This window comes from Pseudonocardia autotrophica, from assembly GCF_003945385.1.
Lineage (GTDB): Bacteria > Actinomycetota > Actinomycetes > Mycobacteriales > Pseudonocardiaceae > Pseudonocardia > Pseudonocardia autotrophica.
In genome coordinates this window covers 4,687,872-4,714,842 of the sequence record NZ_AP018920.1, presented here as the reverse complement: position 1 = coordinate 4,714,842, position 26,971 = coordinate 4,687,872, and the positions used below count along the sequence as shown (strand labels likewise).

At 73.4% G+C, this 26,971-nt stretch carries 21 protein-coding genes; 10 read left to right on the top strand and 11 right to left on the bottom strand.

The features are described from left to right. Positions 1 to 47: 47 nt before the first annotated feature. Genes Pdca_RS22015 through Pdca_RS22000 form a run of 4 tightly spaced genes read left to right on the top strand, consistent with a single transcriptional unit; the run spans position 48 to position 6,102 of the window. Positions 48 to 2,399: a glycerol-3-phosphate 1-O-acyltransferase gene (locus Pdca_RS22015; RefSeq protein ID WP_085916450.1), complete on the top strand. Its 2,352-nt coding sequence runs from the start codon at positions 48 to 50 to the stop codon at positions 2,397 to 2,399. After that, positions 2,386 to 3,876 carry an HAD-IB family hydrolase gene (locus tag Pdca_RS22010; protein ID WP_085916467.1) on the top strand — a complete coding sequence of 497 codons (1,491 nt, stop codon included), beginning with the start codon at positions 2,386 to 2,388 and terminating at the stop codon, positions 3,874 to 3,876. The genes Pdca_RS22015 and Pdca_RS22010 overlap by 14 nt, the downstream gene beginning before the upstream one ends. Further along, positions 3,869 to 5,302 (top strand): wax ester/triacylglycerol synthase domain-containing protein, encoded by a 1,434-nt coding sequence (locus Pdca_RS22005; RefSeq protein ID WP_085916449.1) that lies wholly within the window; start codon positions 3,869 to 3,871, stop codon positions 5,300 to 5,302. Before Pdca_RS22010 ends, Pdca_RS22005 begins: the two co-directional genes overlap by 8 nt. Beyond that, positions 5,299 to 6,102 (top strand): alpha/beta fold hydrolase, encoded by an 804-nt coding sequence (locus Pdca_RS22000; protein WP_085916448.1) that lies wholly within the window; start codon positions 5,299 to 5,301, stop codon positions 6,100 to 6,102. The genes Pdca_RS22005 and Pdca_RS22000 overlap by 4 nt, the downstream gene beginning before the upstream one ends. Here the strand turns inward: Pdca_RS22000 and Pdca_RS21995 are convergent. Continuing rightward, positions 6,075 to 7,022, bottom strand: coding sequence for an NAD-dependent epimerase/dehydratase family protein (locus tag Pdca_RS21995; RefSeq protein WP_085916447.1), 948 nt, complete (start codon positions 7,020 to 7,022; stop codon positions 6,075 to 6,077). The two genes, Pdca_RS22000 and Pdca_RS21995, sit on opposite strands and share 28 nt — an antisense overlap. 128 nt (positions 7,023 to 7,150) lie before the next feature. Beyond that, positions 7,151 to 7,609 carry a MarR family winged helix-turn-helix transcriptional regulator gene (locus Pdca_RS21990; RefSeq protein WP_085916446.1) on the bottom strand — a complete coding sequence of 153 codons (459 nt, stop codon included), beginning with the start codon at positions 7,607 to 7,609 and terminating at the stop codon, positions 7,151 to 7,153. A gap of 84 nt (positions 7,610 to 7,693) precedes the next feature. On the opposite strand from Pdca_RS21990, the gene Pdca_RS21985 reads away from it, so the two are divergent. The 3 genes from Pdca_RS21985 (at position 7,694) to Pdca_RS21975 (ending at position 12,585) form a co-directional block, all read left to right on the top strand. Next, positions 7,694 to 9,499: an ABC transporter ATP-binding protein gene (locus Pdca_RS21985; RefSeq protein ID WP_085916445.1), complete on the top strand. Its 1,806-nt coding sequence runs from the start codon at positions 7,694 to 7,696 to the stop codon at positions 9,497 to 9,499. A gap of 644 nt (positions 9,500 to 10,143) precedes the next feature. After that, entirely contained in the window at positions 10,144 to 11,877 is a 1,734-nt protein-coding gene (locus Pdca_RS21980; protein WP_125911512.1) for an HNH endonuclease signature motif containing protein, read from the top strand. Positions 11,878 to 12,288: 411 nt separating this feature from the next. Further along, on the top strand, positions 12,289 to 12,585 hold the full coding sequence (locus Pdca_RS21975) for an SH3 domain-containing protein (RefSeq protein ID WP_085914619.1): 297 nt from the start codon (positions 12,289 to 12,291) through the stop codon (positions 12,583 to 12,585). Between the two features lie 10 nt (positions 12,586 to 12,595). Here the strand turns inward: Pdca_RS21975 and dinB are convergent, their stop codons facing one another. Further along, positions 12,596 to 13,834, bottom strand: coding sequence for a DNA polymerase IV (dinB, locus tag Pdca_RS21970; RefSeq protein ID WP_174824271.1), 1,239 nt, complete (start codon positions 13,832 to 13,834; stop codon positions 12,596 to 12,598). Between the two features lie 26 nt (positions 13,835 to 13,860). Next, on the bottom strand, positions 13,861 to 15,774 hold the full coding sequence (locus tag Pdca_RS21965; RefSeq protein WP_125911511.1) for a hypothetical protein: 1,914 nt from the start codon (positions 15,772 to 15,774) through the stop codon (positions 13,861 to 13,863). A gap of 88 nt (positions 15,775 to 15,862) precedes the next feature. Between Pdca_RS21965 and Pdca_RS21960 the strand changes: the two genes are divergently transcribed. Beyond that, a complete protein-coding gene (locus tag Pdca_RS21960) occupies positions 15,863 to 16,690 on the top strand; it encodes a hypothetical protein (protein WP_085914621.1) in 828 nt (275 codons plus the stop codon). A gap of 39 nt (positions 16,691 to 16,729) precedes the next feature. Next, positions 16,730 to 17,632 carry a DUF1684 domain-containing protein gene (locus tag Pdca_RS21955; protein ID WP_085914622.1) on the top strand — a complete coding sequence of 301 codons (903 nt, stop codon included), beginning with the start codon at positions 16,730 to 16,732 and terminating at the stop codon, positions 17,630 to 17,632. Positions 17,633 to 17,689: 57 nt separating this feature from the next. On the opposite strand, the gene Pdca_RS21950 is transcribed toward Pdca_RS21955, so the two are convergent. Beyond that, positions 17,690 to 19,072: an Nramp family divalent metal transporter gene (locus Pdca_RS21950; protein ID WP_085914623.1), complete on the bottom strand. Its 1,383-nt coding sequence runs from the start codon at positions 19,070 to 19,072 to the stop codon at positions 17,690 to 17,692. A 286-nt stretch (positions 19,073 to 19,358) separates the two neighbouring features. Here Pdca_RS21950 and Pdca_RS21945 point away from each other — a divergent pair, with 286 nt between their 5' ends. Further along, positions 19,359 to 21,185, top strand: coding sequence for an NAD(P)/FAD-dependent oxidoreductase (locus tag Pdca_RS21945; RefSeq protein ID WP_197719795.1), 1,827 nt, complete (start codon positions 19,359 to 19,361; stop codon positions 21,183 to 21,185). A 171-nt stretch (positions 21,186 to 21,356) separates the two neighbouring features. On the opposite strand, the gene Pdca_RS21940 is transcribed toward Pdca_RS21945, so the two are convergent. From Pdca_RS21940 to Pdca_RS21915, 6 genes are read right to left on the bottom strand one after another with little or no spacing between them, the layout of a single operon-like run. Further along, positions 21,357 to 22,340, bottom strand: coding sequence for an ABC transporter substrate-binding protein (locus Pdca_RS21940; RefSeq protein ID WP_085914624.1), 984 nt, complete (start codon positions 22,338 to 22,340; stop codon positions 21,357 to 21,359). Beyond that, positions 22,337 to 22,816, bottom strand: coding sequence for a cupin domain-containing protein (locus tag Pdca_RS21935; RefSeq protein WP_085914625.1), 480 nt, complete (start codon positions 22,814 to 22,816; stop codon positions 22,337 to 22,339). The genes Pdca_RS21940 and Pdca_RS21935 overlap by 4 nt, the downstream gene beginning before the upstream one ends. Further along, positions 22,813 to 23,928 carry an Rrf2 family transcriptional regulator gene (locus Pdca_RS37050; protein ID WP_085914626.1) on the bottom strand — a complete coding sequence of 372 codons (1,116 nt, stop codon included), beginning with the start codon at positions 23,926 to 23,928 and terminating at the stop codon, positions 22,813 to 22,815. The genes Pdca_RS21935 and Pdca_RS37050 overlap by 4 nt, the downstream gene beginning before the upstream one ends. Next, on the bottom strand, positions 23,925 to 25,052 hold the full coding sequence (locus Pdca_RS21925; protein WP_232021111.1) for an LLM class flavin-dependent oxidoreductase: 1,128 nt from the start codon (positions 25,050 to 25,052) through the stop codon (positions 23,925 to 23,927). Before Pdca_RS21925 ends, Pdca_RS37050 begins: the two co-directional genes overlap by 4 nt. Then, on the bottom strand, positions 25,049 to 25,804 hold the full coding sequence (locus Pdca_RS21920; protein ID WP_085914627.1) for an ABC transporter ATP-binding protein: 756 nt from the start codon (positions 25,802 to 25,804) through the stop codon (positions 25,049 to 25,051). Before Pdca_RS21920 ends, Pdca_RS21925 begins: the two co-directional genes overlap by 4 nt. Further along, positions 25,777 to 26,622 (bottom strand): ABC transporter permease, encoded by an 846-nt coding sequence (locus tag Pdca_RS21915; protein ID WP_085914628.1) that lies wholly within the window; start codon positions 26,620 to 26,622, stop codon positions 25,777 to 25,779. Before Pdca_RS21915 ends, Pdca_RS21920 begins: the two co-directional genes overlap by 28 nt. Positions 26,623 to 26,971 lie beyond the last annotated feature (349 nt).

The window sequence follows — 26,971 nt, the reverse complement described above, 5'->3', positions numbered from 1 at the left end:
GCCAGGGGAATGCGCCGCTACGCGGCGGGCCGGGGCAAGGGGGATCGATGACGACCGACGGACTGCTCGGGACCCGCGAGGTGGTGATCACCCAACCGCGTTCCTTCACCGAACGATCGATCCTGCAGCGCTGGGCGGAGAAGGAGCATCCGGGCGCCCGCATCGTGTCGATCGGCGCCGGATCGGAGGCGCCGGCCGCGCTCGGCGAGGCGCTCGACGGTGACGACACCGTGATCGTCCCGGCCCGGGTCACCTGGGTGACCCCCGAGCCGGACGAGTCCGGTCCGGTGCGCAAGCTGGCCGGGCTCGCGACCACCGCGGCGATGCGGATCGCCTGGTCGCCGCTGCACCCGACGATGGCCCGGCACCGGCCGGACGCGGTCCGGGTCGTCGCCGGCGAGCCGGCCACCGTCGCCGACCTGGCGTCCCGCTTCGTCGCCCAGGAGAGTGGCGGCCCCGGCTCGGTCGGCTTCACCCGGTTCGTGGCCCGGCAGGCGGTGCTGGCCTGCGACCGCGCGGAGCGCCGGATCCTCGGTGACCGCTACAAGGTGCCCCGCCGGATGGTCGAGCAGATCACCTCCTCGAACCGGTTCCCGAAGCTGGTCGAGCGGCTCGTCGGGCAGACCGGCTCGACGAAGGCCGAGATCGAGCAGCAGCTGGGGAGCTGCCTGCAGGAGATGGCGGCGGTGCAGAGCCCGCCCGCGATCGACGTCTTCCGGGCGATGATGGGCCCGATGCACACCAAGGCCTGGGACGTCCAGGTCGACGAGTCCGGCCTCGAACGGCTGCGCGAGCTCAACAAGGAGCACGCGCTGGTCTTCCTGCCGAGCCACCGCTCGTACGCCGATCCGCTGGTGTTCGCCGAGGTGCTGCACGAACGGAACTTCCCGCGCAATCACGTGCTCGGCGGCAACAACCTGTCGTTCTGGCCGATGGGCGCGCTCGGCAGGCGGGCCGGGGTGGTGTTCATCCGGCGCAGCTTCGGCGGCGACACCGTCTACAAGGCGGCGATCCAGGAGTACCTCGGTCATCTGCTGGCGAAGCGGTTCAATCTGGAGTGGTACATCGAGGGCGGACGTAGCCGGACGGGCAAGCTGCGCCGCCCCCGCTACGGGCTGCTGCGCTACCTGGTCGCCGCGATGGAGGACCGCCCCGAGCTGGACGCAGTGCTGGTCCCGGTCTCGATCGTCTACGACCAGCTGCACGAGGTCGGCGCGATGGCCGCCGAGCAGCGCGGCGGGGAGAAGAAGGCCGAGGGCCTGGGCTGGCTCTACGGCTACTTCCGGGACCAGCGGCGGCACATCGGCGCCGCGCGCGTCCGGTTCGCCGAGCCGCTCTCGCTGCGCCAGGCACTGACCGACGCCGGCGACGGATCGGCCCGGCTGGAGAAGGTCGCGTTCCGGGTGTGCGCGGGCATCAACCGGGTCACCCCGGCCACGGCGACGTCGCTGGCGACGTTCGCGCTGCTCAGCGCCCGGGACCGGGCACTGACGCTGCAGCAGGTGCGCGAGGTCGTCGCCCCGCTCGCCGACTACCTGGAGGCCCGCGGCGTCCCGGTGCCGATCGCCGAGCTGCGTACCCGGCACGGCCTGCGGATGACCCTCGACCGGCTGGCCGAGGCCGGCGTCGTCACGATCTACTCCGGCGGCACCGAGCCGGTGTTCTCGATCAGCTCGGGCCGGCACCACGTCGCCGCGTTCTACCGCAACGGGGCGCTGCACCACCTGCTGAACCGGGCGATGCTCGAGCTGGCCCTGCTCCGGGTCGGCGACTCCGGCGAGGACGAGGACCCGGTCGATGTCGCGTGGCGCGAGCTCGCCCGGCTGCGCGACCTGCTGAAGTTCGAGTTCTTCTTCTCCACCCGCCGCGAGTTCCGCGACGAGATCCTGCGCGAGGCCGATCTGGTCGATCCGGAGTGGCGCCGGCGGGCCGGGAAACCCGCCGATGCGCGCTCGGCGCTGCGGCAGGCACCGCTGCTCGTCGCGCCCGGCGTGCTGCGGTCGTTCTTCGACGCCCAGCTGGTCGTCGCGGACCGGCTCGTCGCGCTCGGCGACGAGCCGATGCCCGAGGAGAGCGAGTTCCTCAACGACTGCCTCGGTGTCGGGCGCCAGATGCTGATGCAGCGCCGCCTGGACCGGCCCGACTCGGTGTCGCGCGAGCTGTACGCGACGGCGCTGCGGCTGGCCGAGAACCGGGAGCTGCTCGACTCGTCGTCGCCGGGCGCGCGGCGGGCGGACTGGCAGACCGAGGTCGGCGCGGTGATCGAGGACCTGGGCCGGCTGGCCGACCTGCACCGGGCCCGGCTGCAGGTGGTCCTCGGCGACGGGGACGATCAGGCCGCCGTGCCGGCGGTGGCGACGAAGGAACGTGCGGAAGGGGACAGCGGTGTCGCGAGCTGAGGGAGCCGATACGGCGAGGGCCGAGCGGCTCGCGGCCGTCCGGGCGGCGCCACCCGGGCCGGGCACCATCGCCTACTTCGACTACGACGGCACCGTCATCGACGGCTACTCGGCGGGCGCGTTCTACCGCAGGCGGCTGCGCGAGTTCGACGTCGGGCCGGTCGAGATGGTGCGCACCGTGCTGTCCGGGATGCGCGGGATCCGCACCGACGACGACTTCAAGGAGTTCCTCTCCATCACCCTCGCGACCTGGAAGGGGCGCAGCGAGGCCGAGCTGCACGCGCTCGGCAACGCCCTGTTCCGCGAGGAGATCGCCGGGTCGCTGCACCCCGAGGTGTGGGAGCTCGTGGCGGCGCATCAGGAGCAGGGGCACCAGGTCGTGATGGCATCCTCGGCGACCCGGTTCCAGGTGCAGCCGATGGCCGAGGAGCTGGGCGCCGACCGGGTGCTGTGCACCGAGCTGGAAGTGGCCGACGGGGTGCTCACCGGGCGGGTCGTCGGGACCTCGCTGTGGGGGCCCGGCAAGGCCGAGGCGGTCCGCGCCGACGCCGCCGCGCAGGACGTCGACCCGGCCGACTGCTTCGGCTACGCCAACGGCACCGAGGACGCCGAGTTCCTCTCCTCGGTCGGCCATCCGGTCGCGGTGTCGCCGACCGACTCGCTGCGCGAGCTCGCCGGCCGCAACGGCTGGCCGGTGCTGGACTGCGCACCCCGCGGGGGACTGTTCCCGGGGGTCACCGACCTCGCCCGGACCGCGATCTTCTACGGCGGCATGGCGGGTGGGCTCGCCGCCGCGGCCGGTGCCGGGCTGCTGCACGGGTCCCGGCGCAAGTTCGTCGACCTGGCCGCCGGGGTGGGCTCCGACGTCGCGTTCGGGCTGTCCGGGATCGACGTCGAGGTGACCGGGGCCGAGCACCTGGTGTCCGCCCGGCCCTGCGTGTTCGTGTTTAACCACCAGTCCAAGTTCGACGTCCCGATCCTGATGAAGCTGCTCCGTGACGGGTTCACCGGCGTCGCGAAGAAGGAGGCCGCGGCGATCCCGGTCTGGGGGCAGCTGTTCCAGATCGCCGACGTCGCGTTCGTCGACCGGGGCAACACCGCGCAGGCCAGGGAGGCGTTGCGGCCGGCCGTGGAGAAGCTGCGGGACGAGGGCATCTCGCTGGCCATGGCCCCGGAGGGCACCCGCTCGCCGACGCCGCGGCTGGGCCGGTTCAAGAAGGGCGCCTTCCACATCGCGATGCAGGCGGGCGTCCCGATCGTCCCGCTGGTGATCCGCAACGCGGGGGAGATCATGTGGCGGGGCGCGCAGACGCTGCGCGGGGGAACCGTGCAGGTCGTCGTGCTTCCGCCGATCGACACCTCGCACTGGGTCGCCGAGGACGCCGGGAAGCACGCCGAGGAGGTCCGCACGATGTTCCTGGACACCCTCGCCCGCTGGCCGGAGCGCCGCCCGCACCTCGGTGATTCCGATGAGTGAGACGCCCCTGAGCTGGGGATCGGTCCGCGAGATGTCGCCGTTCGAGGTGATGATGTGGCGGGCCGAGTCCGATCCCCGCTACCGCGCACCGGTGCTGGCCGTCGAGCTGCTCGACGAGAAGCCGGACTGGGAACGCCTGGTGGCCGCGACCGAGTGGGCGACCCGGATGGTGCCCCGGTTCCGGGAACGGGTGCGGGAGCCGCTGGCCGGGCTGGGCACCCCCTACTGGATCCACGACGTCGAGTTCGACCTGCACTACCACCTGCGGCGGGTGCGGATCCCCGGCTCCGGGCCCGGCTTCTGGGCCGAGCTCGCACCGATCGCCGAGCAGTTCATGATGACGCCGTTCGACCGGGAGCGGCCGCCGTGGGAGGCGATGCTGGTCGAGGGCCTGCCGGGCGGGCGGGCCGCATTCCTGCTGAAGCTGCACCACGTGCTCACCGACGGCATGGGCGTCGTCCAGCTGCTGTCCCAGCTGCACAGCCGCCGCCGCGAGCACGACCCGGAGAAGCCGCAGCCGGTCGCGCCGGCGGCCGAGGCACCCGATCCGCTGGCCGAGGTCGATCGGCTGGTGCGCCGGGAGGTCGGCCTGGTGCCCGCCGCGGCCCGGATGGCACGTGACGTGCTCGGTGCGCTCACCCACCCGGTGTCGGCCGTCCGGGACACCGTCCGGTGGGTGGAGTCCGCGACCCGGGTGCTCGCGCCGCCGTCCGGCGGGGCGTCGGAGCTGCTGCGTCCGCGCGGACTGTCCTGGCGGTTCGTCGCGCTCGACGTCGGCTTCGCCGAGCTGCGCGCGGCGGGCAAGTCGGTCGGCGGATCGTTCAACGACGCCTACGTCGCCGCGCTGCTCGGCGCGTTCCGGATCTACCACGAGAAGCAGGGACGGCCGGTCGCGCCGGCGGCCACGCTGCGCACCTCGGTGCCGGTGTCGTTGCGGCGCACTGGTGACGCCGCGGGCGGTAACCGCTGGGCGCCGGCCCGGCTGGCCGCGCCGATGGGCGTCGTCGACCCGGCCGAACGGATCCGCACCGTCGGGTCGCTGATGCGGGCCGCCCGGGACGAACCGGCGCTGGAGAGCCCGGACGTCGTCGCGCCGCTGCTGGCCCGGCTGCCCGGCCCGCTGCTCACCCTGGTCGCCGGCGGGTCGACCGCCGGGAACGACCTGCAGGCGTCGAACGTGCCGGGCCTGCGCTCCGAGGCGTTCCTGTGCGGGGCGCGGATCGAGCGGGTGTACCCGTTCGCGCCGCTGCCCGGCTGCGCCGCGATGATCTCGGTGGTGACCCACGGCGACACCTGCTGCGTCGGGGCCAATCTCGACGCCGCCGCCGTCACCGATCGGGAACTGTTCGCGGAGTGCCTCGCCGCCGGGTTCACGGAGGTGCTGTCGCTGCGTCCGGGGGCCGCGGAGCCCATGATCGTCCGGTGACCGGCCACCACCGCGGCGGCTCGGGCGAGCCGTTGCTGCTGCTGCACGGGATGACGTCGTCGTGGCGGGCCTGGCGCCCGGTGCTGCCGATGCTGGAGCAGCATCACGAGGTGTGGGCGGTCACGATGCCCGGCCACCTGGGCGGTCCGGGGCTGCCCGACGGTGACTTCTCGCTCGATCTGATGGTGGACGCCCTGGTCGAGCGGCTCGACGAGCTGGGGATCGACCGGATGCCGCACGTCGTCGGGAACTCGCTCGGCGGGTGGGCGGCCCTGGAGCTGGCCCGGCGTGGCCGGGCCCGGTCGGTGGTGGCGCTGTCACCGGCCGGGGCGTGGGCGGTCCCCTCGGACCTGTACCGGCTGCTCGCCACGTTCCGGATCGGTGCGCTGCTCGCCGGGTGGGCGCCGGTCCGGATGCTCGCGTCCTGCCGGTCGCTGCGCCGGCTGCTGCTGCGCACCGTGTCCGAGCACGCCGACCGCTACTCCGCCGACGACGTCGACGTGCTGTTCGACGATCTCGCGGGCTGCACCGCGCTCGATCCGCTGCTCACCGCGGCCACGATGGACACCATGATCGCGCCGTTCGACGAGGCGCCCTGCCCGGTCCGGATCGCCTGGGCGGGTGCCGACCGGACGATCCCCTACGCCCGCTACGCCGAACCGATGATGGCCGCCGTGCCGGGGGCCGATCTGGTGGTGCTGCCGGGCGTCGGGCACGTCCCGATGGTCGACAATCCGGCGCTGGTGGCGTGGACGATCCTGCAGCACACCCGCTACGAGGTGGCGCTGCGCGAGCGGTGAGCCGCGCCGAGCGCCTCGACCGTCTCGGCGAGGGACTCGGCGACCGGCGTGGGGGCGATCCCGAGTGTCGCCGTCGCCTCGGTCGAGTCGAGCAGGAACGGTGCACGGAACTGGTACTGGGTCTCCCGCAGCGCCCGCACGGTCGGATCGGTGAGGCCACCGAGCCACAGCGCGGCCCGCGGGAGGGTGTGCAGGCGTGGGGCGGCCGACCCGGTGTGACGGCAGGCGAGGACGGCGATCTCCCGGATCGAGACCGGATCGGCACTGGGCACGTGCCAGGCCCGGCCCCAGGTCGCCGGGGCTGCGGCGACGGCGACCATGGTGCGTGCCACGTCGGACACCGCGGTCCAGGTGTGCGGCGCGTCGAGATCGGCGGGGACGAACGCCCTGCGCCCGGCGAGCAACCGGGGTAGGACCAGCCCGGTGAGCAGTGACCTGCTGCCCGCCCCGAGGTGGTCCGAGGCACGCACCTCCACGGTGCGGATCCGGCCCGCCCGGTGCCGGTCCAGTGCGTCCTGCCAGACCTGGGCACGTACCCGGGCCTTCGCACCGGCGGGCCGGATCGGGGAGTGCTCGGTCATCGGCCCGGTGACCGGACCGTAGAGGTAGAGGTTCCCGGCGGACACGAGCACCGCACCGCTGTGCTCGGCGGCCTCCAGCAGGGCGCCGGCGAGCGGCGGCCACTCCTCGGGCCACCGGTGATAGGGCGGCGCGGCGCAGTCGTACAGCGCCACCGCGTCGCCGGTGAGCCGGGCCAGCGTGCCCCGGCCGGTCACGTCCGTCGCGATCGGTTCGATCGACGGGTGCTCCGGGCCACCACCCCGCCTGCTGACGATCCGGACCTGCTCCCCGCGGGCGGCCAACGCCGTCGCGACCGCGCTGCCGACGGCACCCGCACCCACCACCACATGCCTGCTCATATCAGTGCTCCGTTTCGCGATCAGTGCTCTCGTCAAGCCGACGGTACGTCCGGAGTCGGTCGCGGACAAGGGGCGGTCGCCGGGTCGTGCGGGGCCGTCGGCCGTGCGGTGGACGACAGGTGCCGGGGTCAGCGACCGTCGGCGGCGATCCCGGTGTGGTCCTCGGCGGCCCGGCGCAGCTCGCCCAGGATGCGCGTCAGCTCGACGCGGTCGTGCTCGGTGAGCCGGTCGAAGACCTGGCGGAGGTCGTCGGCCCGGGCATCGCGGATCGCCCTGGCGGTCGCCGTGCCCCGTTCGGTCAGGTGCAGCTGGACGGCCCGCCGGTCGTCCGGATCCGACACCCGCTCCACCAGGCCGAGTGCGGCCAGTCCGTCCACGACCTCGGTGGCCGAGCGCGGGGTGATCCGTAGGTGTTCGGCCAGGCCGCCCGGGCGCAGCTCACCGTGCCGGGCGAGCGCGCCCAGTGCCCTGGCCTGCGACGGGGTCAGGTCCCAGGTGGCCAGCGCGGTCGCCGAGGCGTGCCGCAGCCGGCGGGCGACCGCCCAGAAGGAGTCGGCGAGGTCGCCGGCGGAGTCCGGATCGGGCACGGGAACACCGTAGCAAGCAATCGTGTTGTTCCCACATAGTGAGGTAACCACACCAGTTTTCGATCGCCCTGCGAAGGAGCCCCCTTGAAATCCGACCACCCGAACCGTCCCGGCCGGCCGCCGGATCCCCGGACACCCGGCCCCGAGGAGAAGGAACAGGCCCGCGCCGTCTCGCTGCGCCGGATCGGCGCCCTGTTCACCCCGCACCGGGCCCCGCTGGCGGTCGTCCTCGTGACGATCGCCGCCTCGTCGATCGTCGGAATGGCGTCGCCGTTCCTGCTGCGCGAGGTCATCGACGTCGCCCTGCCGGAGCGCGACGTCGTGCTGCTCGCCTGGCTGGCCGGCGCGATGGTGGCGGTCGCCGCGATCACCGCCGCACTCGGCGTCGTCCAGACCTGGATCTCGACCCGGATCGGTCAGGAGGTCATGCACGGGCTGCGCACCGACGTCTTCGCGCACCTGCAGCGGCAGAGCCTGGCCTTCTTCACCCGGACCCGCACCGGTGAGGTGCAGTCCCGGATCACCAACGACATCGGCGGCATGCAATCGGTGGTCACCAGCACGGCCACCTCGGTCGCCTCGAACCTGACCACCACCGTCGCCACGCTGGTCGCGATGCTGGCGCTGTCCTGGCAGCTCACGCTGGTCTCGCTGGTGGTGCTGCCCCCGGCGGTGCTGCTGACCCGTCGGGTCGCCCGCACCCGGCGTGCCGTCACCGCCGCGCAGCAGCGCGAGCTCGCCGATCTCAACGTGACCGTCGAGGAGAGCCTCTCGATCAGCGGTGCGACGCTGTCCCGGACACTCGGCAGCGGGCCGGAACTGACCAGCCGGTTCACCGACTCGTCGTCCCGGCTGATCGGTCTGGAGCTGCGCTCGCAGCTCGCGGGCCGCTGGTCGATGGCGGTGACCCAGGTGGTGTTCGCCGCCGTCCCGGCCGTGATCTACCTGTCGGCGGGGCTGCCGTTCACCGCGGGCGCGATGAGCATCGGAACCCTGGTCGCCTTCACCGCACTGCAGACCGGCCTGTTCCGGCCGATCATGGGCCTGCTCTCGCTCGGGGTTCAGATCGTTGCCTCGCTGGCGCTGTTCGCGCGCATCTTCGAGTACCTGGACCTGCCGATCGACGTCGCCGAGCCGCGTGACCCGGTCGAGGTCGACCACGCCCTGGTGCGCGGGCACGTGCGCCTCGAAGGCGTCACCTACGCCTACCCGGGCAGCGGCACGGCCGCCGTCGCCGGGATCGATCTCGACGTGCCGGCCGGCAGCACCCTGGCGCTGGTCGGGGAGACCGGCTCGGGCAAATCGACGCTGGCCGGGCTGGTCGCCCGGCTGCACGACCCGACGTCCGGGCGGGTGACGATCGACGGCGTCGACGTGCGGGATCTGGCCACCGCCGATCTCACGGGGATCGTCGGCGTGGTGAGCCAGGAGACCTACCTGCTGCACACCACCGTCCGGGAGAACCTGCGCCACGCCCGGCCGGACGCGACCGACGCCGACATCGAGGCCGCCGCCCGTGCCGCGCAGGTGCACGACCTGATCACCGCGCTGCCCGACGGCTACGACACGCTCGTCGGATCCCGCGGGCACCGGTTCTCCGGCGGGGAGAAGCAGCGGATCGCGATCGCCCGCACGCTGCTGCGCGACCCGAAGGTGCTGGTGCTCGACGAGGCCACCAGCGCGCTGGACACCCGGACCGAGCGGGCCGTGCAGGCCGCGTTCGACGAGCTGTCCCGCGGCCGGACGACGATCACGATCGCGCACCGGCTGTCCACCGTCCGTGACGCCGACCGGATCGTCGTGATCGACCACGGCCGGATCGCGGAGGCGGGTACGCACGACGAGTTGCTGGCCGGTGCCGGCCGCTACGCGGCGCTGGCCACGGCCTGAGCGCAGCTGCCTGATTGCCCGGTCTGCGGCTGCTCGGCTGCCGGTCCGTCGTTGCCCGGCAGGGTGCGATCCAGACCTGCTGCGTGACAGGTCCGGATTCGGTCGGTGAGCTGTGTCGGGGTCGGGGTCGGGGTCGGGGTCGGGGTCGGGTGCTGGGGCCGGTCGGTGATCCGCGCCGGCGTCGGTGCCGTGGCCGGCCGGCGGGTGACTCGGGTGTGGCCCCGGGGTGCGAACTGGCGGGTGGGTGGATCGGGTGTGGCCCGGGGTGCGAACTGGCCGGCGGGCGATTCGGGTGTTGCCCGGGGGCGCGGATCCGCAGGTGGGCGACTCGGGTGTTACCCGGGGGCGCGAACCCGCAGGCAGGCGACTTGAGTGCGGCCCGAGGACGCGAATCCGGTGCCCGGTGCCCGGTGGCCCGATGTGGCCTGGGGTGCGAACTCGCAGGCGGGCGACTTGGGTGTGGCCCGAGGCGTGAACTCGCAGGCGGGTGACCCGGTGTGGCCCCGGGGGCGAGAGCTCGCAGGTGTGGTCGCTCTCCGCCGCCTCGGACCGGTACGTGCGGCGGTCGGGTGTACCGGGCAGGCGTGCTGGTCGGGTCCGGACGTCGGGCATCCGGCGGGGTGCGGTGACGGTTCGTGTCCTGTATGGAATTGCCTGGAATTCGTTCTAGAGAGCGGCACGCAATCCCCGGTAGACTCGAACACATGTTCGATATCGATGGTGGGTTGCTCAGCCCGGAGGCGGTCGCGGCCGATCCGTGCCCGCACGGCATGACCCGCGAGCTGTGCGGGCTGCTGTGCGGGGATGACGATCCGGCCGTCACGGTGGATCCGGATCGGCCGGTGGGTTTCGCGTTGGCGTTGGACTGTCAGCTCGCCGGGGACAGCCCCGAACTGCTCGACGATGCCCAGCTGCTCGATGTGGTCGAGGGTGCCGAGCGGATGGAACGCTGGGCCTCGGCGCTGCGTACCCGGATGCTGGCTGTGTTCGCCGACCGGCACCCACCGGGCAGCAGCGCGCCGCCACCGGGCGCGGATCCGGGTGCGGCGGCGCCGGTGGGGCGGTGGTTACCCGACCAGGTCGCACTCACGTTGCGGGTGTCGTTGGAGGAGGCCCGCTGCATGCTCGCGGGCGCGGTCAGGTTCGCGCATGTGCTTCCGGCGACCCTGGCGGAGTGGGAGGCGGGCCGGATCGACGAGCGCAAGGCCGACGCGATCGCACACGCCACGAGCGTCCTGACCGATGAGGTGGCGCGGGAGGTCGAGGCACGAGTGTTGCCCGGCGCGGCTGCCGCGCCCCGCCGGTTGTTGCAGGATCGGTTGCGTCGCACCGTGGCGCGGGTGGACCCGCAGGGTGCGGCGCGGCGGCACGAGCGGGCCAAGGCTGATCGGCGGATGTCGATCAGCCGGTCCGATGACGGGATGGCCTCGTTGTGGCTCTCCGCCGCCGCCGAGCAGACCGAGGCGTCGTGGCGGTCGGTGGACCGGCTGGCCAGATCCCTGGGTGTCGATGATCCGCGCACGCTGGAGCAGCGGCGGGTCGACCTGGCCCACCAGTTGTTGCAGGGCACGGTGTCGATCACCGATCTGGCCGCGGTCCGAGAGGCCGTCTGCCAGGTCCTCACGCCCGATGCAACAGGCGCAACGGATGCAGCCGGCACATCCGATGCAGTGGGCGCAGCCGGTACAGCCGATGCAATGGGTGCCGCCGATGCGGCCGCTTCGGCGGGTCTGTCGCCCGAGGCGCTCGCCGAGGTGGTCGCCCAGGTGTTGGCGGCCAGGGCCGATCCGGTGGCGGCAATCGGGCGCAAGCCGCTGATCCAGGTCGTCGTCTCGCTCGACACGCTGCTCGGCGATGACCGCCCGGCCGAACTGGTCGGACACGGACCGATCCGGGCGACCACAGCCCGGGCACTGGCCGCCGGTGGGGTGTGGGCGCGGTTGGTGGTGGACCCGCTCTCGGGGGAGGTCCGCGATCGTGGGCGCAGCACCTACGCCCCACCCGATGATCTGGCCGATCTGGTGCGGGCCCGCGACGGAATCTGCCGCGGACCGCTGTGCAGCAGACCGATCCGCGATCTCGACCACCTCGTCCCGTGGGCCGACGGTGGTATGACCGACGCGGCGAACCTGCACGGTCTGTGCCTGCACCATCACAAGCTCAAGGATGCGCCGGGCTGGCAGGTCGTCGCTGGCGAGGACGGGTCGCTCACCTGGATCAGCCCGTGCGGGCGCCGGGAGACGACCCGGCCGCACGACTACCGGACCCACCTCACGAACCCGGACACCGCACCGCCCCCTGAGGCCCCGGAGGCTGCGACCGCTGATCGAGGTGCTGCGACCGCTGATCGAGGTGAGGACGATGCCCCGCCGTTCTGACCCGACACCGAAGGAGACACCCGCGGGCCCGCCTCACCCCAGGGTCGCTGGGTCGCACGGCAGAGCCTCGCGACCTCCGCGTAGTGGGGGATCGGCGGCACCCGCGGTGGGCCCGCCTGCCTCGGGTGGCGTGGGAGAGCGGCCGTGCTCTCCGTGCGGTCGGGGATCGGCGGCACTTGCGGGCCCGCCCGCCTCGGGGGTGCTGGGCGGCGTGGGAGAGCGCCGCGGTCCGTGTGGTGGGGGATCGGCGGCACCCGTGGGCGGTCCGGCGTGACCCGGCCGAGGGGACGATCCGAAGCAGGGCCGGGTGGATCCGGGCCGGATCCACCCGGCGTGGCACGGCGTGGCGCTGCCCGGATCGCGCTACCTTCCGCAACCTCCGGGGGTCGCTTGATCGAGTGAGGTGGGGATGTGGGTCACATCCGATTGCTACGCGCGTCGGCCGTCGTGCTGGGTGTCCTCGTCCTGACCGGGTGTACGCGTACCTCGATCGAGGGCCTGCAGGTGCGTTCCGGTCCCGGCACCGGGCACGGCGTCGTCGCCACGATCCCTGAAGCCGGCACCCCGGTCCGGGTGAGCTGCTGGCAGCGCGGCGAGGCGGTACGCGGTGACGACGTCTGGTACCGCATCGGCTCCCCGGAGCAGGGCTGGGTGACCAACTACTACGTCCGGACCACCCGGGACTTCGGGAGTGCCCCCGCCTGCTGAACGGGCCCGGTCACTCGTGCTCGGGCAGCAGCGGGACCTCCAGGTCGTCGCCCCGCCCGAGCCCGGTCGCCCGGGACACCGATCCGGCCCCGAACCGGCGGCGCACCGCGTCCAACGCGGTGTCCAGTGCCGGACCGGAACGGGCGTCGAGCGGGAGTTCCAGCTGCAGGGCGTCGTCCCGGTCGAGGTTGGTCAGCGACAGGCCGAGCAGCGTGATGCCGCGATCGCGGATCTCCGGCAGCGCGGCGACGAGCAGCCGTCGGGCCGCGGCGAGGATCGTCGGGGTGTGCGCGGTCGGCACCGGGAGCGTGTGCGAGCGGGTCACCCGGGCGTAGTCGGCGAAACGCAGCCGCAGCACCACCGTGCGGCACACCCGCCCACCGCCCGTGCCGGACGGGTCCCGGTCGCTTCCCGTCGGCGCGCGCAGCCGGCGGGCGAGCCGGTCGACGGTGCCGGCGAGGATCGCGTCCAGCTCCTGCGGATCGCGATGCCGGCGGCCGAGCGCCCGCTGCGACCCGATCGAGCGCCGGGCCCGGCTGGTCTCGACCGGGCGCGGATCGCGCAGGTGCGCCAGCGCGTGCAGGTGCCGCCCGGCGGCCGGGCCGAGCAGCGACACCAGCGCCGCCTCACCGAGCCCGGCGACGTCGGCGACGGTCCGCACGCCCAGCTCGTGCAGCCGGCCCGCGGTGACCGACCGGACGCCCCACAGCCGCTGCACCGGGAGCGGGTGCAGGAACTCCCGCTCCCGCTCCGGCTCGACGACGAGCAGCCCGTCCGGCTTCGCGACGCCGCTCGCCACCTTCGCCAGGAACTTGGTGCGTGCCACCCCGACCGTGATCGGCAGACCGGCCTCGGCCAGCACCCGCTCGCGCAGCCGGGCGGCGATCTCCCGCGGCGCACCCGCGATCCGGGCGAGCCCGCCGACCTCCAGGAACGCCTCGTCGATCGACAGCCCTTCCACCTCGGGTGTGACGTCCCGGAAGATCGCGAAGACCGCGCGGCTCGCCGCCGAGTAGGCCGCCATCCGGGGCGGCACGACGATCGCGGCCGGGCACAGCGCCCTGGCCTGCCTGCCGCCCATCGCGGTCGCGACGCCGTACGCCTTCGCCTGGTAGCTCGCCGCCAGCACCACCCCGCCGCCGACGATCACCGGCCGGTCGCGCAGGCTTGGGTCGTCCCGCTGCTCGACCGAGGCGTAGAACGAGTCCAGGTCGGCATGCAGGATCGTGGCCAGGCCGCGCACGAACATATGTTCGCACACGGGCCGGGTTCGCGTCACGCGCCTCCGGTGCGGCTCTGCCAGCGCATCCTGGCCCGCCGTGCGGCTTTCGCGACGCCCTCGTCGGGATGGTTCGTGCCGAGCTCGGCGAGCACGTCGCCCAGGTGCGGATTGTCGAGCCGCCACAGATCCTCGAACACCGGGGCCGTCTCCGGTGGGAACTCCCGGGCGAACAACTCCGGCCACTGGTCGGGGGCGATCGTGTCGATGGTGACGGCGAGCACGTCGACCGAGGCGTGCAGCAGCAGGTCCGGCTCCAGCTCGTCGGGATCGAGCAGCCCGCGCCCGACCAGCCGCCGAGCGACCTGCGCGCGGTGCGGCCCGTCGAGATGCTCGAGCAGCAGATCGTCGACGACACCGGAACCGAACCGCTCGGCTGCGACGCTGGTCGCGGTCAGCACGACGACCAGCGGCCGGGCGGGATCGAGTGCCTCGGTGACGAACGCCGAGATCGCCCGCGCGGGATCGGGCTGCGCCGCATACCAGGCGTCGATGTCGTCGCGCCACTCGTCGGGTGGCACCTCGCCCGCGAGACCGACGACGTCGGCGGCGGTGGCGACGGCCGGATCGGGCCGGGTCGGGAAGTCGATGCCCTCCGCGGCGAGCACCAGCAGCGCGCAGGCGATCCCGCCCGAGGTGAGCACGACCCGCCCGCCGATGCGCCGGGTCTCCTCGAACGGGCCGGGATCGGGCAGCTGCTCGGAGTCGTCCCAGCGGACGAGCCCCAGCCGTTCGAGCCGGGTGACCAGGACACCGGTCGTCGTGGGGACGACGTCGACCACCCGGAACCACTCCGACCAGCCCAGGACGAGGCCGAGCAGCTCGGCGACGGTGTCGAACTCCAGCCCGTCGGCGGGATGGCGCAGCAGGGCGAGGAACGCCGGCGTCGCGTCGTCGGCGGGATGCGGGAGGGCGTCCTGGTCGTCGTCGTGATCGGCACCGGCACCGGTGACCGTCTCGAGATGTGCCTGCAGGATCTCGATGGCGTGCCGCTCCACCTCGTCGACGGGTTCGTCCGCGGCGTCGAAGAGCCCGTCGAGGCCCTCGTCGATGAGATCGCCGGACCACTCGTCGTCGTCGCTGCGGCGGTCGCCGAGCACGGTGAGCACGCCCTCGTCACGGGCGGCGAGCACCAGGTCCTCGTGGGCCGTGGTGTCGTCGAGCTCGGCGAAGCGCTGCACCGCGACCAGTCGTCCGCCGTCGCGGCGGACCGCCCCGGCCCGCACCGCGGTCTCCAGCACCCAGGTGAGGGTCCGCAGCTGGTCGGACCGGGCCAGCCGGGAACCGGCGGGGCGGTCGAGCGGGTCGCCGGTGCCGAGCAACTCCACCAGGTGGCGGGCGTCGGCGAGCCGCAGGTTCCCGGTCCTGGTGAGGGCCCGGCCGCGGTCGCCGCACCACCGGGCGAGTGCGCGGGCGTCGCGCAGGATCGGCGCCTGCGCGGCGCATCGCGCACGGTCGGCCGGGGAGGGGATCCGCACCGGATCCGGCGGCGACTCGAACTCGGCGAGCAGCGGCTCGACCGGGCCGGCCTCCAGCTCGTCGTAGGTGTCGGCGAAGTCGGTGCACCGCCGCCGGATCGCCGAGGGCCGCGGGCTGGTCGGTGCGAGCAGGCCCTGCTCGTCGAGGTACTCGGCGAACACCACGACGGTCAGCGGGACCAGCCGCAGCGGCAGCCGGTGCTCGGCCATGACCTGCGGGCACCACTCGGCCAGGAACTCGGTGATCTGCTCCAGCGGCCAGCTCGCGAGATCACCGTCGGCGGCGAGCCACTTGTACTGCATCAGGAGCTCGGCCGAGGTCGGTTCGCCGGCGAGATCGTGCTCGTCGAGCCACGCGGCGAAGCCGGTACTCAGCTCCGCCAGGCGCTCCCGGAACGCGTCGCCGTCGTCCACACCGAACTGCATGCGCATGACGACGAGTGTGCCCTGTGGGTACGACACCGGCAGACCGGCGTGTCCGAAGCCGGTTCGGCCCGGAACGGGCAGGATGGGCCGCGCCATGACGACCTTGTTCGCGCTGCTCATCGCCGTCGCTGCAATGATCGGCAACACCGTCGCGGCGCTGTGGGAGGCCAAGGGCAGCCGGCTGGCGAAGTACGGCCGCCTGGTGTGGTTGCAGCCGTGGTTCCTGGCCGGGCTGGCCGCCGACGTCGTCGCCTGGGTGCTGACCGTGGCGGCCCTGCGCTACCTCCCGGTGTTCGCGGTGCAGTCGATCCTGGCCGGGGCGATCGCGCTGACCACGCTGGCCGACCACGGTTGGAACCCGTGGAACCTGATCCGGCGCGACCGCTGGGCGGTCGTCGCGGTGCTGTCCGGGCTGGTGCTGGTCGCGGCGAGCGCCGAACCGGAACGCCCGGATGCGCTGCCCCCGGTCGCGACGCCGGTGCTGCTGGTGTCGTTCGCGCTGCTGCTGGTCGCGGTGCCGTTCGTGTGGCGGGCCGGACGCCCGATGCTGCTCGCGTTCCTCGCCGGGCTCGGGTTCGGTGGGACGGCGCTCGCGGTGCGCGCCATCCATCCCGGCCCGATCCGCTGGGAGACCGTCGGTGACCTGCTGCTCGATCCGCTGGGCTACGGGGTCGTGGCGATGGGGGTGCTCGGCGTGGCGGCGTTCGCGAAGGCGCTGCAGGACGGCGCCGTCGGGACGGCGACCGCGGTGCTGTCGGTGACCGAGGTGGTGGTGCCGGGTGTGGTCGGCATCGCGCTGCTCGGGGACCGGATCCGGCCCGGCTGGGAGGGCGCCGCACTGCTGGGGGTGATCGTGGCGCTGGCCGGAGTGATCGCGCTCACCCGGCCCGATCCGGACTCGCAGCGCAGACGGGTGCACTGAGCGGGAAGCCCGGCGGGCCGGCCGGCGTTGACCTCGGACATGACGGCGAACACGGCGGACGCAGCGGCAGACACAGGGGCGGACACAGGGTTCACGGCGGCGGACGCAGGGACCACAGCGGCGGCCACGGGAACAGCGGCGGCGACTGCTGCGGGTGCGCACGCGGCCTGGCGGGCCGAGCGGGAGGAGCTGCTCCGCGCACCGCACGGCTGGCTGTCGCTGACCGCGCTGCACTGGCTCGACGACGGTCCCGGCACCGTCGGGTCGCTGCCGGGAACCTGGCGGATCGCCGACGCCGACACCGTCGAGATCACCGCAGCCGCGTCCGACGGCGTCGTCCTGCCCGGTGCCGGGCAGCCGCTGGACGGCACCGCGCAGGTCCGTCCGGTCGACGGCGCGCCCGGCGCGATGGTGACGGTGGGGGAGCGGGTCGTCGAGATCGCCCGCCGCACCGACGGCTACGCACTGCGGGTGCGCGATCCGCAGGCGATCACCCGGACCGCCTTCGACGGCGTCCCCACCTGGGACTTCGATCCGGATGCCGTCGTGACCGGCCGGTTCACCGCCTACGCCGAGCCGCGCCGGATCACCGTGGACGCGGTCGTCGAGGGCCTGCAGCACTTCCCGACCGCGGTCGGTGAGGTCGAGTTCGAGCACGGCGGTGCCACCCGGCGGCTGGTCGCGCTGGCCGGCAAGGACGGCGGCCTGTCGCTGCACTTCCGCGACGCCACCTCGGGCCGGGAGACCTACGGCGGCGGCCGGATCCTGACCGCCGCCGATCCGGGCGCCGACGGTGCCGTGATCCTCGACCTCAACCGGACGGTGAACCTGCCCTGCGCCTTCACCGCCCACGCGACCTGCCCGCTGCCGCCCGCCGGCAACACCCTCGACGTCGCGATCGAGGCCGGGGAGCGGACGCCACCGCGCCCGGACCTGAGCTGAAGAGGGGGTTCGGGCGCCGCCCCGCCCGGACCCGAGCTGAGCGGGGGAGTGGGAGCGTCAGCCCGCGACACGCTGGTAGATGTCGGTCACCAGGAGCGTGAGGAACAGCGCCGACGATGCACCGAGCAGCGTGTTCGACAGCCACCGCGAGCGCCCCTGCGCCGGGACCCGCTTCGAGTTGAGCAGCAGCATCAGGGTGATCGCGAGGAACGGCATGAACACCGACCCGAGCACGCCGTACACCAGGGTGAGCCCGAACGGGCGATCGATGAACAGCAGCATCATCGGCGGGATCGTCAGCCACAGCAGGTAGCCGCGGAACGGCAGCGAACGCTCGACCTCGGTCGCGACGAACGCGCTGGAACGTTCCCGCTCGGTCTCCGGGGCCGCGACGGCACCGGCCGCCGAGGTGCTCGCGGCGGCGCCGACCGCCGCGTCGTTGCCGATGACGTCGGCGGCCCTGCCGTGCGGTAGCCGCAGCGTGCGGACCATGTCGGCGAACAGCAGGCTGACCCCGTTCCAGACGCCGAGCAGCGAGCTGGAGGTGACCGCGAGGAACCCGAACAGGAACAGCAACCGGGCCCACTCGCCGTAGCTCTCGCCGAGCGCCTCGCCCAGGGTGAGCAGGCCGCGGTCGTTCTCGGTGAGGTCCTGGCCGAGCAGCATCGTCGAACCGACGATCAGCATCGCGACCACGAAGATGCCGGTCATCACGTACCCGACGGCGTTGTCGAGGCGCATCATCGACAGCCAGCCGGTGCCCTTCCAGCCCTTGGCGAACATCCAGTAGCCGTATGCGGCCATCGTGATGGTCCCGCCGACACCACCGATCAGGCCGAGCACGTAGACGACCGAGCCCTCGGGCAGCCGCGGCACCAGCCCGCTCGCCAGGTCGCCGAGGTCCGGGGTGACCAGCACGGCCACCGACACCACGGACACGAACTTGATCAGGACCAGCACGGTCATGAACTTCTCGAACACGTGGTAGCGCTGCGCCCAGACCAGCGCGAGGCCGACCACGCCGGCGATCATCGCCCAGTACCGCACGGACAGGCCGCCGAACAGTGCGTTCAGCGGGAGCCCGACCGCGGACATCGCGGTCGCCCCGTACACGAAGCCCCAGATGACGATGTAGGCGGCGAAGAAGCTGGTCGCCCAGCGCCCGAGCCTGCGCCAGCCGTCGAGCAGCGTGGAACCCGATGCCAGATGCCAGCGCCCGACGCCCTCGCCGAGCGCCAGCTTCAGGACGGTGCCGAGCACGGCGGCCCACAGCAGCGCGGTGCCGTACTGCGCGCCGGCGATCATCGTGGCGACCAGGTCGCCTGCCCCGACGCCGGTCGCCGCGGCCAGCAGACCGGGACCGAGGCTGCGGAACCGGTGCCGCCCGGTCGGCGGGAGCAGCGGTTCCGTGGGGGTCCGATCCGAAGCGTCACTGCTCATGAGCTGCTGCACTTCCTGTGGCAGGGGTGTCGGGCACCGGGACGCCCTGGTCACGGCGCGGCCGGCGCAGCGGGGCCGGGCGATCGCCGCCGGACGGTCCGGGAGCGAGCTGCGCGGGTGCGAGCATGACGCACCGCAACGGTTCCGCGCAGCGTTTGCAACCTCGCCGCAACCGTGTCGCCGGGCCCTTCGGGTGGTGTTCACTGCACTCGTTGCCCCGACGACCGTGGCGCGGAACGGCGAGCACCGCCGCGGTCGTGGCGAACCCGCTCGCAGGAGGCCCGACGTGACCGAGACACTCGAGAAGTCCGCGGTGCGCGACACGGCGCAGACCTGGATGACCGCGTTCGGCGACGCGCTCGCCGCCCGCGACGTCGACCGGGCCGTCGCCCTGTTCGCCGACGAGAGCTACTGGCGCGATCTGGTCGCCTTCACCTGGAACCTGACGACCGTCGAACACCACGACGGCGTCCGCGACCTGCTGACCCACACCCTGGACGGTGCCGACCCGTCGAACTGGACGATCACCGCGGAGCCCACCGAGGCCGGCGGGGTCACCGACGTCTGGTTCTCCTTCGAGACGGCGGTCGGCCGGGGATCCGGGCACGCCCGGCTGGTCTCCGGCGACGGCGGGCCGCGGGCCTGGACCTTCCTCACCACCCTCGACGAGCTGAAGGGCCACGAGGAGCCGCGCGGGGAGAACCGGCCGTTCGGCACCGAGCACGGCCCCAACCCGAACCGGGTGACCTGGAAGGAACAGCGCGAGCAGGAGCTGTCCGAGCTGGGCCGCACCCGCGATCCGGAGGTCGTGATCGTCGGCGGCGGCCAGGGCGGGATCGCGCTGGGTGCGCGGCTGCGTCAGCTCGGCGTCCCGGCGATCATCGTCGAGCGCAACGAGCGCCCCGGCGACTCCTGGCGCAAGCGCTACAAGAGCCTCGCCCTGCACGACCCGGTCTGGTACGACCACCTGCCCTACCTGAAGTTCCCGGAGAACTGGCCGGTGTTCGCGCCGAAGGACAAGATCGGCGACTGGCTGGAGTTCTACACCCGGATCATGGAGCTGAACTACTGGGGATCGACGACCGCGCGCTCGGCCACCTACGACGACGCGAGCGGCCGCTGGGATCTGGTCGTCGACCGGGACGGCGAGGAGATCACGCTGCGCCCGCGGCAGCTGGTGTTCGCGCTCGGGGTGTCGGGGAAGCCGAACATCCCGACGTTGCCGGGCCGGGAGCGATTCGCCGGCGAGGTCCAGCACTCGTCACAGCACCCGGGCCCGGACGCCTACAAGGGGAAGAAGGTCGTCGTCGTCGGGTCGAACAACTCGGCGTTCGACATCTGCGGGGCGCTCTGGGAGGTCGGCGCCGACGTCACGATGGTGCAGCGGTCCTCCACCCACATCATCAAGTCGGACACCCTGATGGATCTGGGCCTGGGCGATCTCTACTCGGAGCGCGCGGTCGCGAACGGGATCGACACCCACACCGCCGACATGATCTTCGCGTCGCTGCCGTACCGGATCATGCACACCTTCCAGAAGCCGATCTACGACAAGACCCGCGAGGTCGACGCCGACTTCTACCGGCGGCTCACCGATGCCGGGTTCGATCTCGACTTCGGTGACGACGACTCCGGCCTGTTCATGAAGTACCTGCGTCGCGGCTCCGGCTACTACATCGACGTCGGTGCCGCCGAGCTGGTCGCCGACGGCCGGGTGAAGCTGGCCAAGGGCCAGGTCACCGAGTTCACCGAGAAGGGCGTGCGGCTCGACGGGCCGGACGGCGGCGCCGAGCTCGAGGCCGATCTTGTGGTGTTCGCGACCGGCTACGGCTCGATGAACGGGCTGGCCGCCGACATCGTCGGCCAGGAGATCGCGGATGCGGTCGGCAAGGTCTGGGGACTCGGGTCGGACACCACCAAGGACCCGGGACCCTGGGAGGGCGAGCAGCGCAACATGTGGAAGCCCACCCAGCAGCCGAACCTGTGGTTCCACGGCGGGAACCTGCACCAGAGCCGGTTCTACTCGCTGTACCTGGCGCTGCAGCTCAAGGCCCGGGAGGCGGGCATCCCGACGCCGGTGTACGCGCTGCAGGAGCGGCACCACCTGTCGTAGCGGCGCGGGCCACCGGCGGACCGCGCATCCCCCCGGAACACACGGGCCGCCGGTGTGGGCCCGGGGGGACCTCCGGCCGCCCTCCGGTGCCGCGGATCCCGGCACCGGGGGGCCTGGACAGCTGTCCTGAATTTACTTGACGACTGTCCAGACCCGGTCACCGGCCATTGCTCAGCGACCGGCCGGCGCGGCGAGATCCTCCACCGCGGATCCGACGTCGACCGAGCTGCGCAGCACCCCGTAGTCGGCGTAGCGGTCGGCGACCTCCTGCAGCTCGGTGACCAGCGCGTCGTCCAGCGGTTCGGTCTCGCGCTGTGCCCGGTCGGCCATCAGCTGGGCGACCTCGGCCGGGCGGCCGGTGAGCTCGGAGTAGATCGCCGCGTTCTCCGCCGGGTTCTCCCGCGCCCACTGCAGGGCGGTGGCGTAGCGCTCGGTGAAGTCGGCCATCGCCGCCCGGGTGCCCGGGTCCTCCAGGGCCGCGGTGTTGGCGTCGAGGAAGGTCAGGCCGGTGCCCAGGCCCTCGGAGTCGCGCAGGATCCGGGCGCCGGACTCCTGCTGGGCGACCGCGGTGTACGGGTCCCAGGTGGACCACGCGTCGATCGCGCCCGAGTTCAGCGCCGCGGCCGCGTCGACCGGCTGCAGGAAGGAGATCTCGACCTCCTCGGCGGGCACCCCGGCCTCCTCCAGCGCCCGCAGCAGCAGGTAGTGCCCGATGCTGCCCTGGGTGGTGGGGGAGACCTTCTTGCCGCGCAGGTCGGCGACCGTCTGCACCGGGGAGTCGCCGGGCACGAGCAGCGCGAGGCCGCCGTGTGCCGGGGACCGGGTCGCCTCCACGATCTTGATGCTGTCGGTGGAGGAGAGCGCGGTCAGGGTCGGGGCGTCACCGGCGATGCCGATGTCGATCGCCTCGCTGCGCAGTGCCTCCAGCAGCGGGGCCGCCGCCGGGAACTGTGCCCACTCGACGGTGTAGGGCGCGCCGTCGAGCGCGCCCGATGCCTCGACGACCGCCGACTGGATGCCGGCCTGGTCGCCGACCCGCAGCGTCACCTGCGACAGATCGACCGGGGCGCCGTCGTCGGCCGGGGTGCCGCCGGCGCAGCCGGTCAGGACCAGCGCGATCGCGGCGAGCACGGCGGGGAGCGCGAGTCGGTTCACGGTGTGGGCTCCGGATCGGTGAGCGGGGTGAGCGAGGGAAGGTTCACGACGATCCCCTCCTGGGTGCTGCGCGAGATCACGACGACGGCCGGGTTGTCCGGGTCGGGGTTCTCCTCGCGGTGCGGCACGTAGGGCGGGACGAACACGTAGTCGCCGGGCTCGGTCTGCAGCACGACCTCGCCGGTGCCGTCGTGGAAGACGAACCGCGGACGCCCGCTGACCACGTAGATCGAGGTCTCGGCCTCGCCGTGGTGGTGGTCGCCGGAGTTGGTGTCCGGCGCGACGTGCGTCTCGCCGGTCCACAGCTTCCGGGAGCCGACGGTCCGACCGCTGACGGCCTCGCGCCGCGACATCCCGCTGGTCTGGGCGGTGTCGGCGGACAGGTCGGCACCGCGGACCAGGTGCACCCGGGCATGCGCCGGCGGATCGCCCGGGGTCGGTGCGAGATCGGGATGGAAGGCGTCGGTGTTGCTCATCGGGGGGTTCGCTCCGGGGTGAGTGCGGTCAGGGTGTGGCCGGTCAGGAAGTCGGCCACGGTGCGTTCGAGATCGGCCCAGAGGGCGGCGGCCGGGCCGGTGCCGCGGACCGTCGCGAGCGCACCCTCGGTGGCGCGCACGACGTCGGCGACGGTGATCGTGTCGGCGGGCAGGGCGAGCCGGTAGCCACCCTCGCAGCCGCGCCTGCTGGTGACGAGCCCGGCCCGGCGCAGCTGCAGCATGATGTTGACCAGCGAGTTCAGCGGGATCCCGCGGGTACGGGCGATGGTCTCGCAGGTGACGGTGCCCTGGCCGTCGTCGCCGGCCGCCGTGGCCAGCTCGGCCAGTGCCCGCAGCGCGTGGTCGAGCCGGGCGGACACGTTCAGCGGTGCGGCCCGCCGGGTGCGCGCCGCGGCCTCCGCCTCCGGGGCGACGAACGTCGCCCCCTTGGCGACCTTCTCCAGGAACAGCACCAGGCGGGCGGCGACGATCCGGTGGAACTGGTCGTTGAGCACGTCGTGCACCCCGTCGGCGACGACGGCGAGCTCGTCGGCCGCCCGCACGAGCGCCCGCACCGCGGCGACCGGGGCGACGACGTCGGCGTCGCCGTGCAGCCACAGCACCGGTACCTCGGGCAGCGCGGCGGACGGCACCGGCGCGGCGGGCACGGCGATCTCGCCCCAGCGGAACCCCGGATCGGCCTCCAGCACGCCACGGTGCACCGGGCAGGCGGTGCGGGCGTCGAGCTCGCCGGCCCGGTCGCGCGGCGGCTCGGTCGTCGGGGCGGCGGCGGGCAACCCGGCCAGCACCAGCGCGTCCAGCCCGACGGTGCCTTCGGCGGCGATCTCCCAGGCGCGCAACGCCCCGGTGTCCGAGCCGAGCAGCACCCTGGCACCGGTGGCGCCGTCGAGGGCCGCGGCGACCGCCGCGATCGGGTCGGCGTCGCCGGCAGCGGAATCGGGCGCCACGACCGTCCAGCCGTCGACGGCCAGCCGGCGACCGAGCCGGGCGTAGAGACCGGGGTGCTCGCCGCGGCCGCCGAGCACCACGACGGTGCCCCGGGACGCGCTCTCCGGCGTCCAGCGGGCTGTGGCGGTGGCGGGTGCGCTCACGCCGGCACCCCCACTGCGCTGCCCCGGCGGGTGAGCTCGGCGCGCACCGCGGGCAGCAGCTCGCTGCCGTAGCGGCGGGCGTCGGCGATCGGGTCGTAGCCGCGGATCAGCAGCGTGCTCACCCCGATGCCGACGTAGTCGGCCAGCGCGGCGGCGACCGTGTCCGGTGTCCCGACCAGCGCGGTGGAGTTCCCGGCCGCGCCGGACGCGGCGGCCGTCGCCGTCCACAGGCAGCGGTCGTGCACCTCGCCGGCGGCGGCCGCGGCGAGCAGCCGCTGGGAGCCGACGTTGGCCGGGGCACCCGCCTCACGCATCCGGGTCCCGGTGAAGGAGCCGTGCCCGCCGTTCGCGGCCACGATCCGGGCGTGTACGTCGCGGGCCCTGGCCCACGCCTGCTCCTCGGTGTCACCCAGGATCGGCCGGAACGACACGCTGATCCGCGGTGCCTCGGTGCGCCCGGCCGCGTGCGCGGCGTCCCGGACGCGGGCGATCTGCTCGGCCGTCCCGGCCAGTGGCTCACCCCACAGCGCGAACACGTCGGCGTGCCGCCCGCCGACCCGGTAGGCCGCCTCGGACGAGCCGCCGAAGTACACCGGGATCGACGAGAGCGGACGGACCTCCTGGCGGACGCCGGCGACCCGGTAGTGCTCGCCGTGGTGGTCGAACGCGTCCGGCTCGGTCCAGGAGCGGCGCACGACCGAGAGGTACTCGTCGGTGCGGGAGTAGCGCTCCTCCTTGTCCAGCCAGTCGCCGTCGCGCCGCTGGTCGACGTCGCTGCCGCCGGAGATGACGTGCATCGCGACCCGGCCGCCGCCGGTGAAGTGGTCCAGCGTCGCGTACTGGCGGGCGGCGAGGGTCGGCGCGGTGAACCCGGGCCGGTGCGCGACCAGGAACCCGAGCCGCTCGGAGTGCGCGGCGGCGTAGGCGGCGACCTGCAAGCCGTCCGGGGTGGACGACGAGTGGCCGACCAGCACCTTGTCGAAGCCCGCCTCCTCGTGCGCGGCGGCGAACCCGCGCACCGCGGCGCGGTCGATCAGCGGGCCGGTCGCGGGCCGGATCTCGGAGACCTCCTGGGTCCCGATCATGCCGATGAACTCGACGGCGGCCGTTCCTCCTGTGATCACTGGTTCTCCTGAGGTCGCTGGTGGACGCCGAGACGGCCGAGCAGCTCGGCGCGCAGGCGCTGGAAGTCGGGATCGGTGACGTCGCGCGGCCGGTCGATCGCGACCGGTGCGTCGTAGGAGATCCGGCCGTCCTCCATCACCAGCACGCGATCGGCGAGCACCAGCGCCTCCTCGACGTCGTGGGTCACCAGCAGCACCGCGCAGCGGTGCCGCTGCCACAGTTCGTCGACCAGGCCGCGGGCGGTGATCCGGGTGAGCGCGTCGAGCGCGGAGAACGGCTCGTCGAGCAGCAGCAGGTCCGGATCGCGGACGAGTGCACGCGCCAGTGCGGCGCGCTGGGCCTCGCCGCCGGAGAGCACCTTCGGCCACACGTCGGTGCGGTGCGACAGGCCGACCTCGGCCAGCGCGGCCTCGGCGCGGGCCCGGTCCGGCCGGCCGGGGAGCCCCATGACGACGTTGCGCCACACCTTCTTCCACGGCAGCAGTCGGGGCGCCTGGAAGCCGACGGCGCGCCGCCGGGCGACGGTGACGTCGCCGGTGACGTCGTGGTCGAGATCGGCGAGGATCCGCAGCAGCGTCGACTTGCCGCAGCCGGACGCGCCGAGCAGTGCCACGAACTGGCCGGGCTCGATGTCGAGATCGAGGTTCTCCAGCACGGTGCGGTCGCCGAAGCGACGGGTCAGTCCGCGTACCGCGACCGGGGTCACGGCGCCGTCGGTGGTACTCAGTTCCCGCTGAACGCCGGTCGCCACGACAGGAACCCCCTCTCCAGCATCCGCACGACGAAGTCGCCGAGCAGTCCGAGCAGTGCGTAGAGCGCCAGGCAGACGACGATCACGTCGGTCTGGAAGAACTCGCGGGCGGTGTTCATCTCGTACCCGATGCCGGAGGTGGCGTTGATCGTCTCGCCGAACACCAGCGCCAGCCACGCGGTGCCCAGCGAGAACCGCAGGCCGACCAGGAACTGCGGCATCGCCGACGGCAGGATCACGTGCCTGACCTGGCCGAACCAGCCGAGCCCGAGGGTCCGGGCGGCCTCGACCAGGGTGGCGTCGACGTTGCGGATGCCGCCGAAGAGGTTCATGTACAGCGGGAAGGTGACGGCCAGCGCGATCAGCGCGATCTTCGGTTCCTCGCCGATGCCGAACCAGATGATCAGCAGCGGGATCAGGCCGATCACCGGGACCGTGCGGAGCATCTGGACCGGGGCGTCGATCACGTCCTCGCCGAGCCGGAACAGCCCGGACAGGGTGGCGAGCACGACCGCGGTGACCAGGCCGATCGCGATCCCCGCGACGACCCGGCCGGTGGAGGCCAGCACCGCGCTCTGGATCGCGCCGTCGGACCACATGTCGGCGGCGGTGACGGCGACCGTGAGCGGCGCGGCGAGCACGTCGCGGGGCAGCACGCCGGTGCTGGAGAGCACCTGCCAGAGCCCGACGAGCGCCACCGGCGACGCGGTCTTCACCACCCAGCGCGGGATCCGGCCGGAGCCGCGTGCGTGCCGGGTCCGGAGTGTCTCCACCTCGGGTGGCGCCTGCGCGCGCTCCCGTTCGGAGGTCATGGTCATGGGTGCTCCCAGCGAGCTGTCGGGGCGGGTGCCGGCACACCGGCCCGCCGCCCGGCCCCGGACGGGGCGGCGGCGGGAGGGTGTGGGAGTGCGACGTGAGGTGGTCACCCCTGCGGTGCGCCCGAGCGGGGCCGGGTGGTCCGGGAACCCGCCGGGGCGTCGGCGCCGGCCGGGGTGGCCAGGGTGGTCACGCCGGCCGGAGCGACCGGGGTGGCCACGCCGATCGGGGTGGCCGCGTGGTCACGTCAACCGGAGTGACCGGGGTGGTCACGCCGGCCGAGGTGGCCGGGGTGGTCACGCCGATCGGTACGGCCGTGTGGTCGGGGGTGACCGGGGTGGCCGTGCGGTC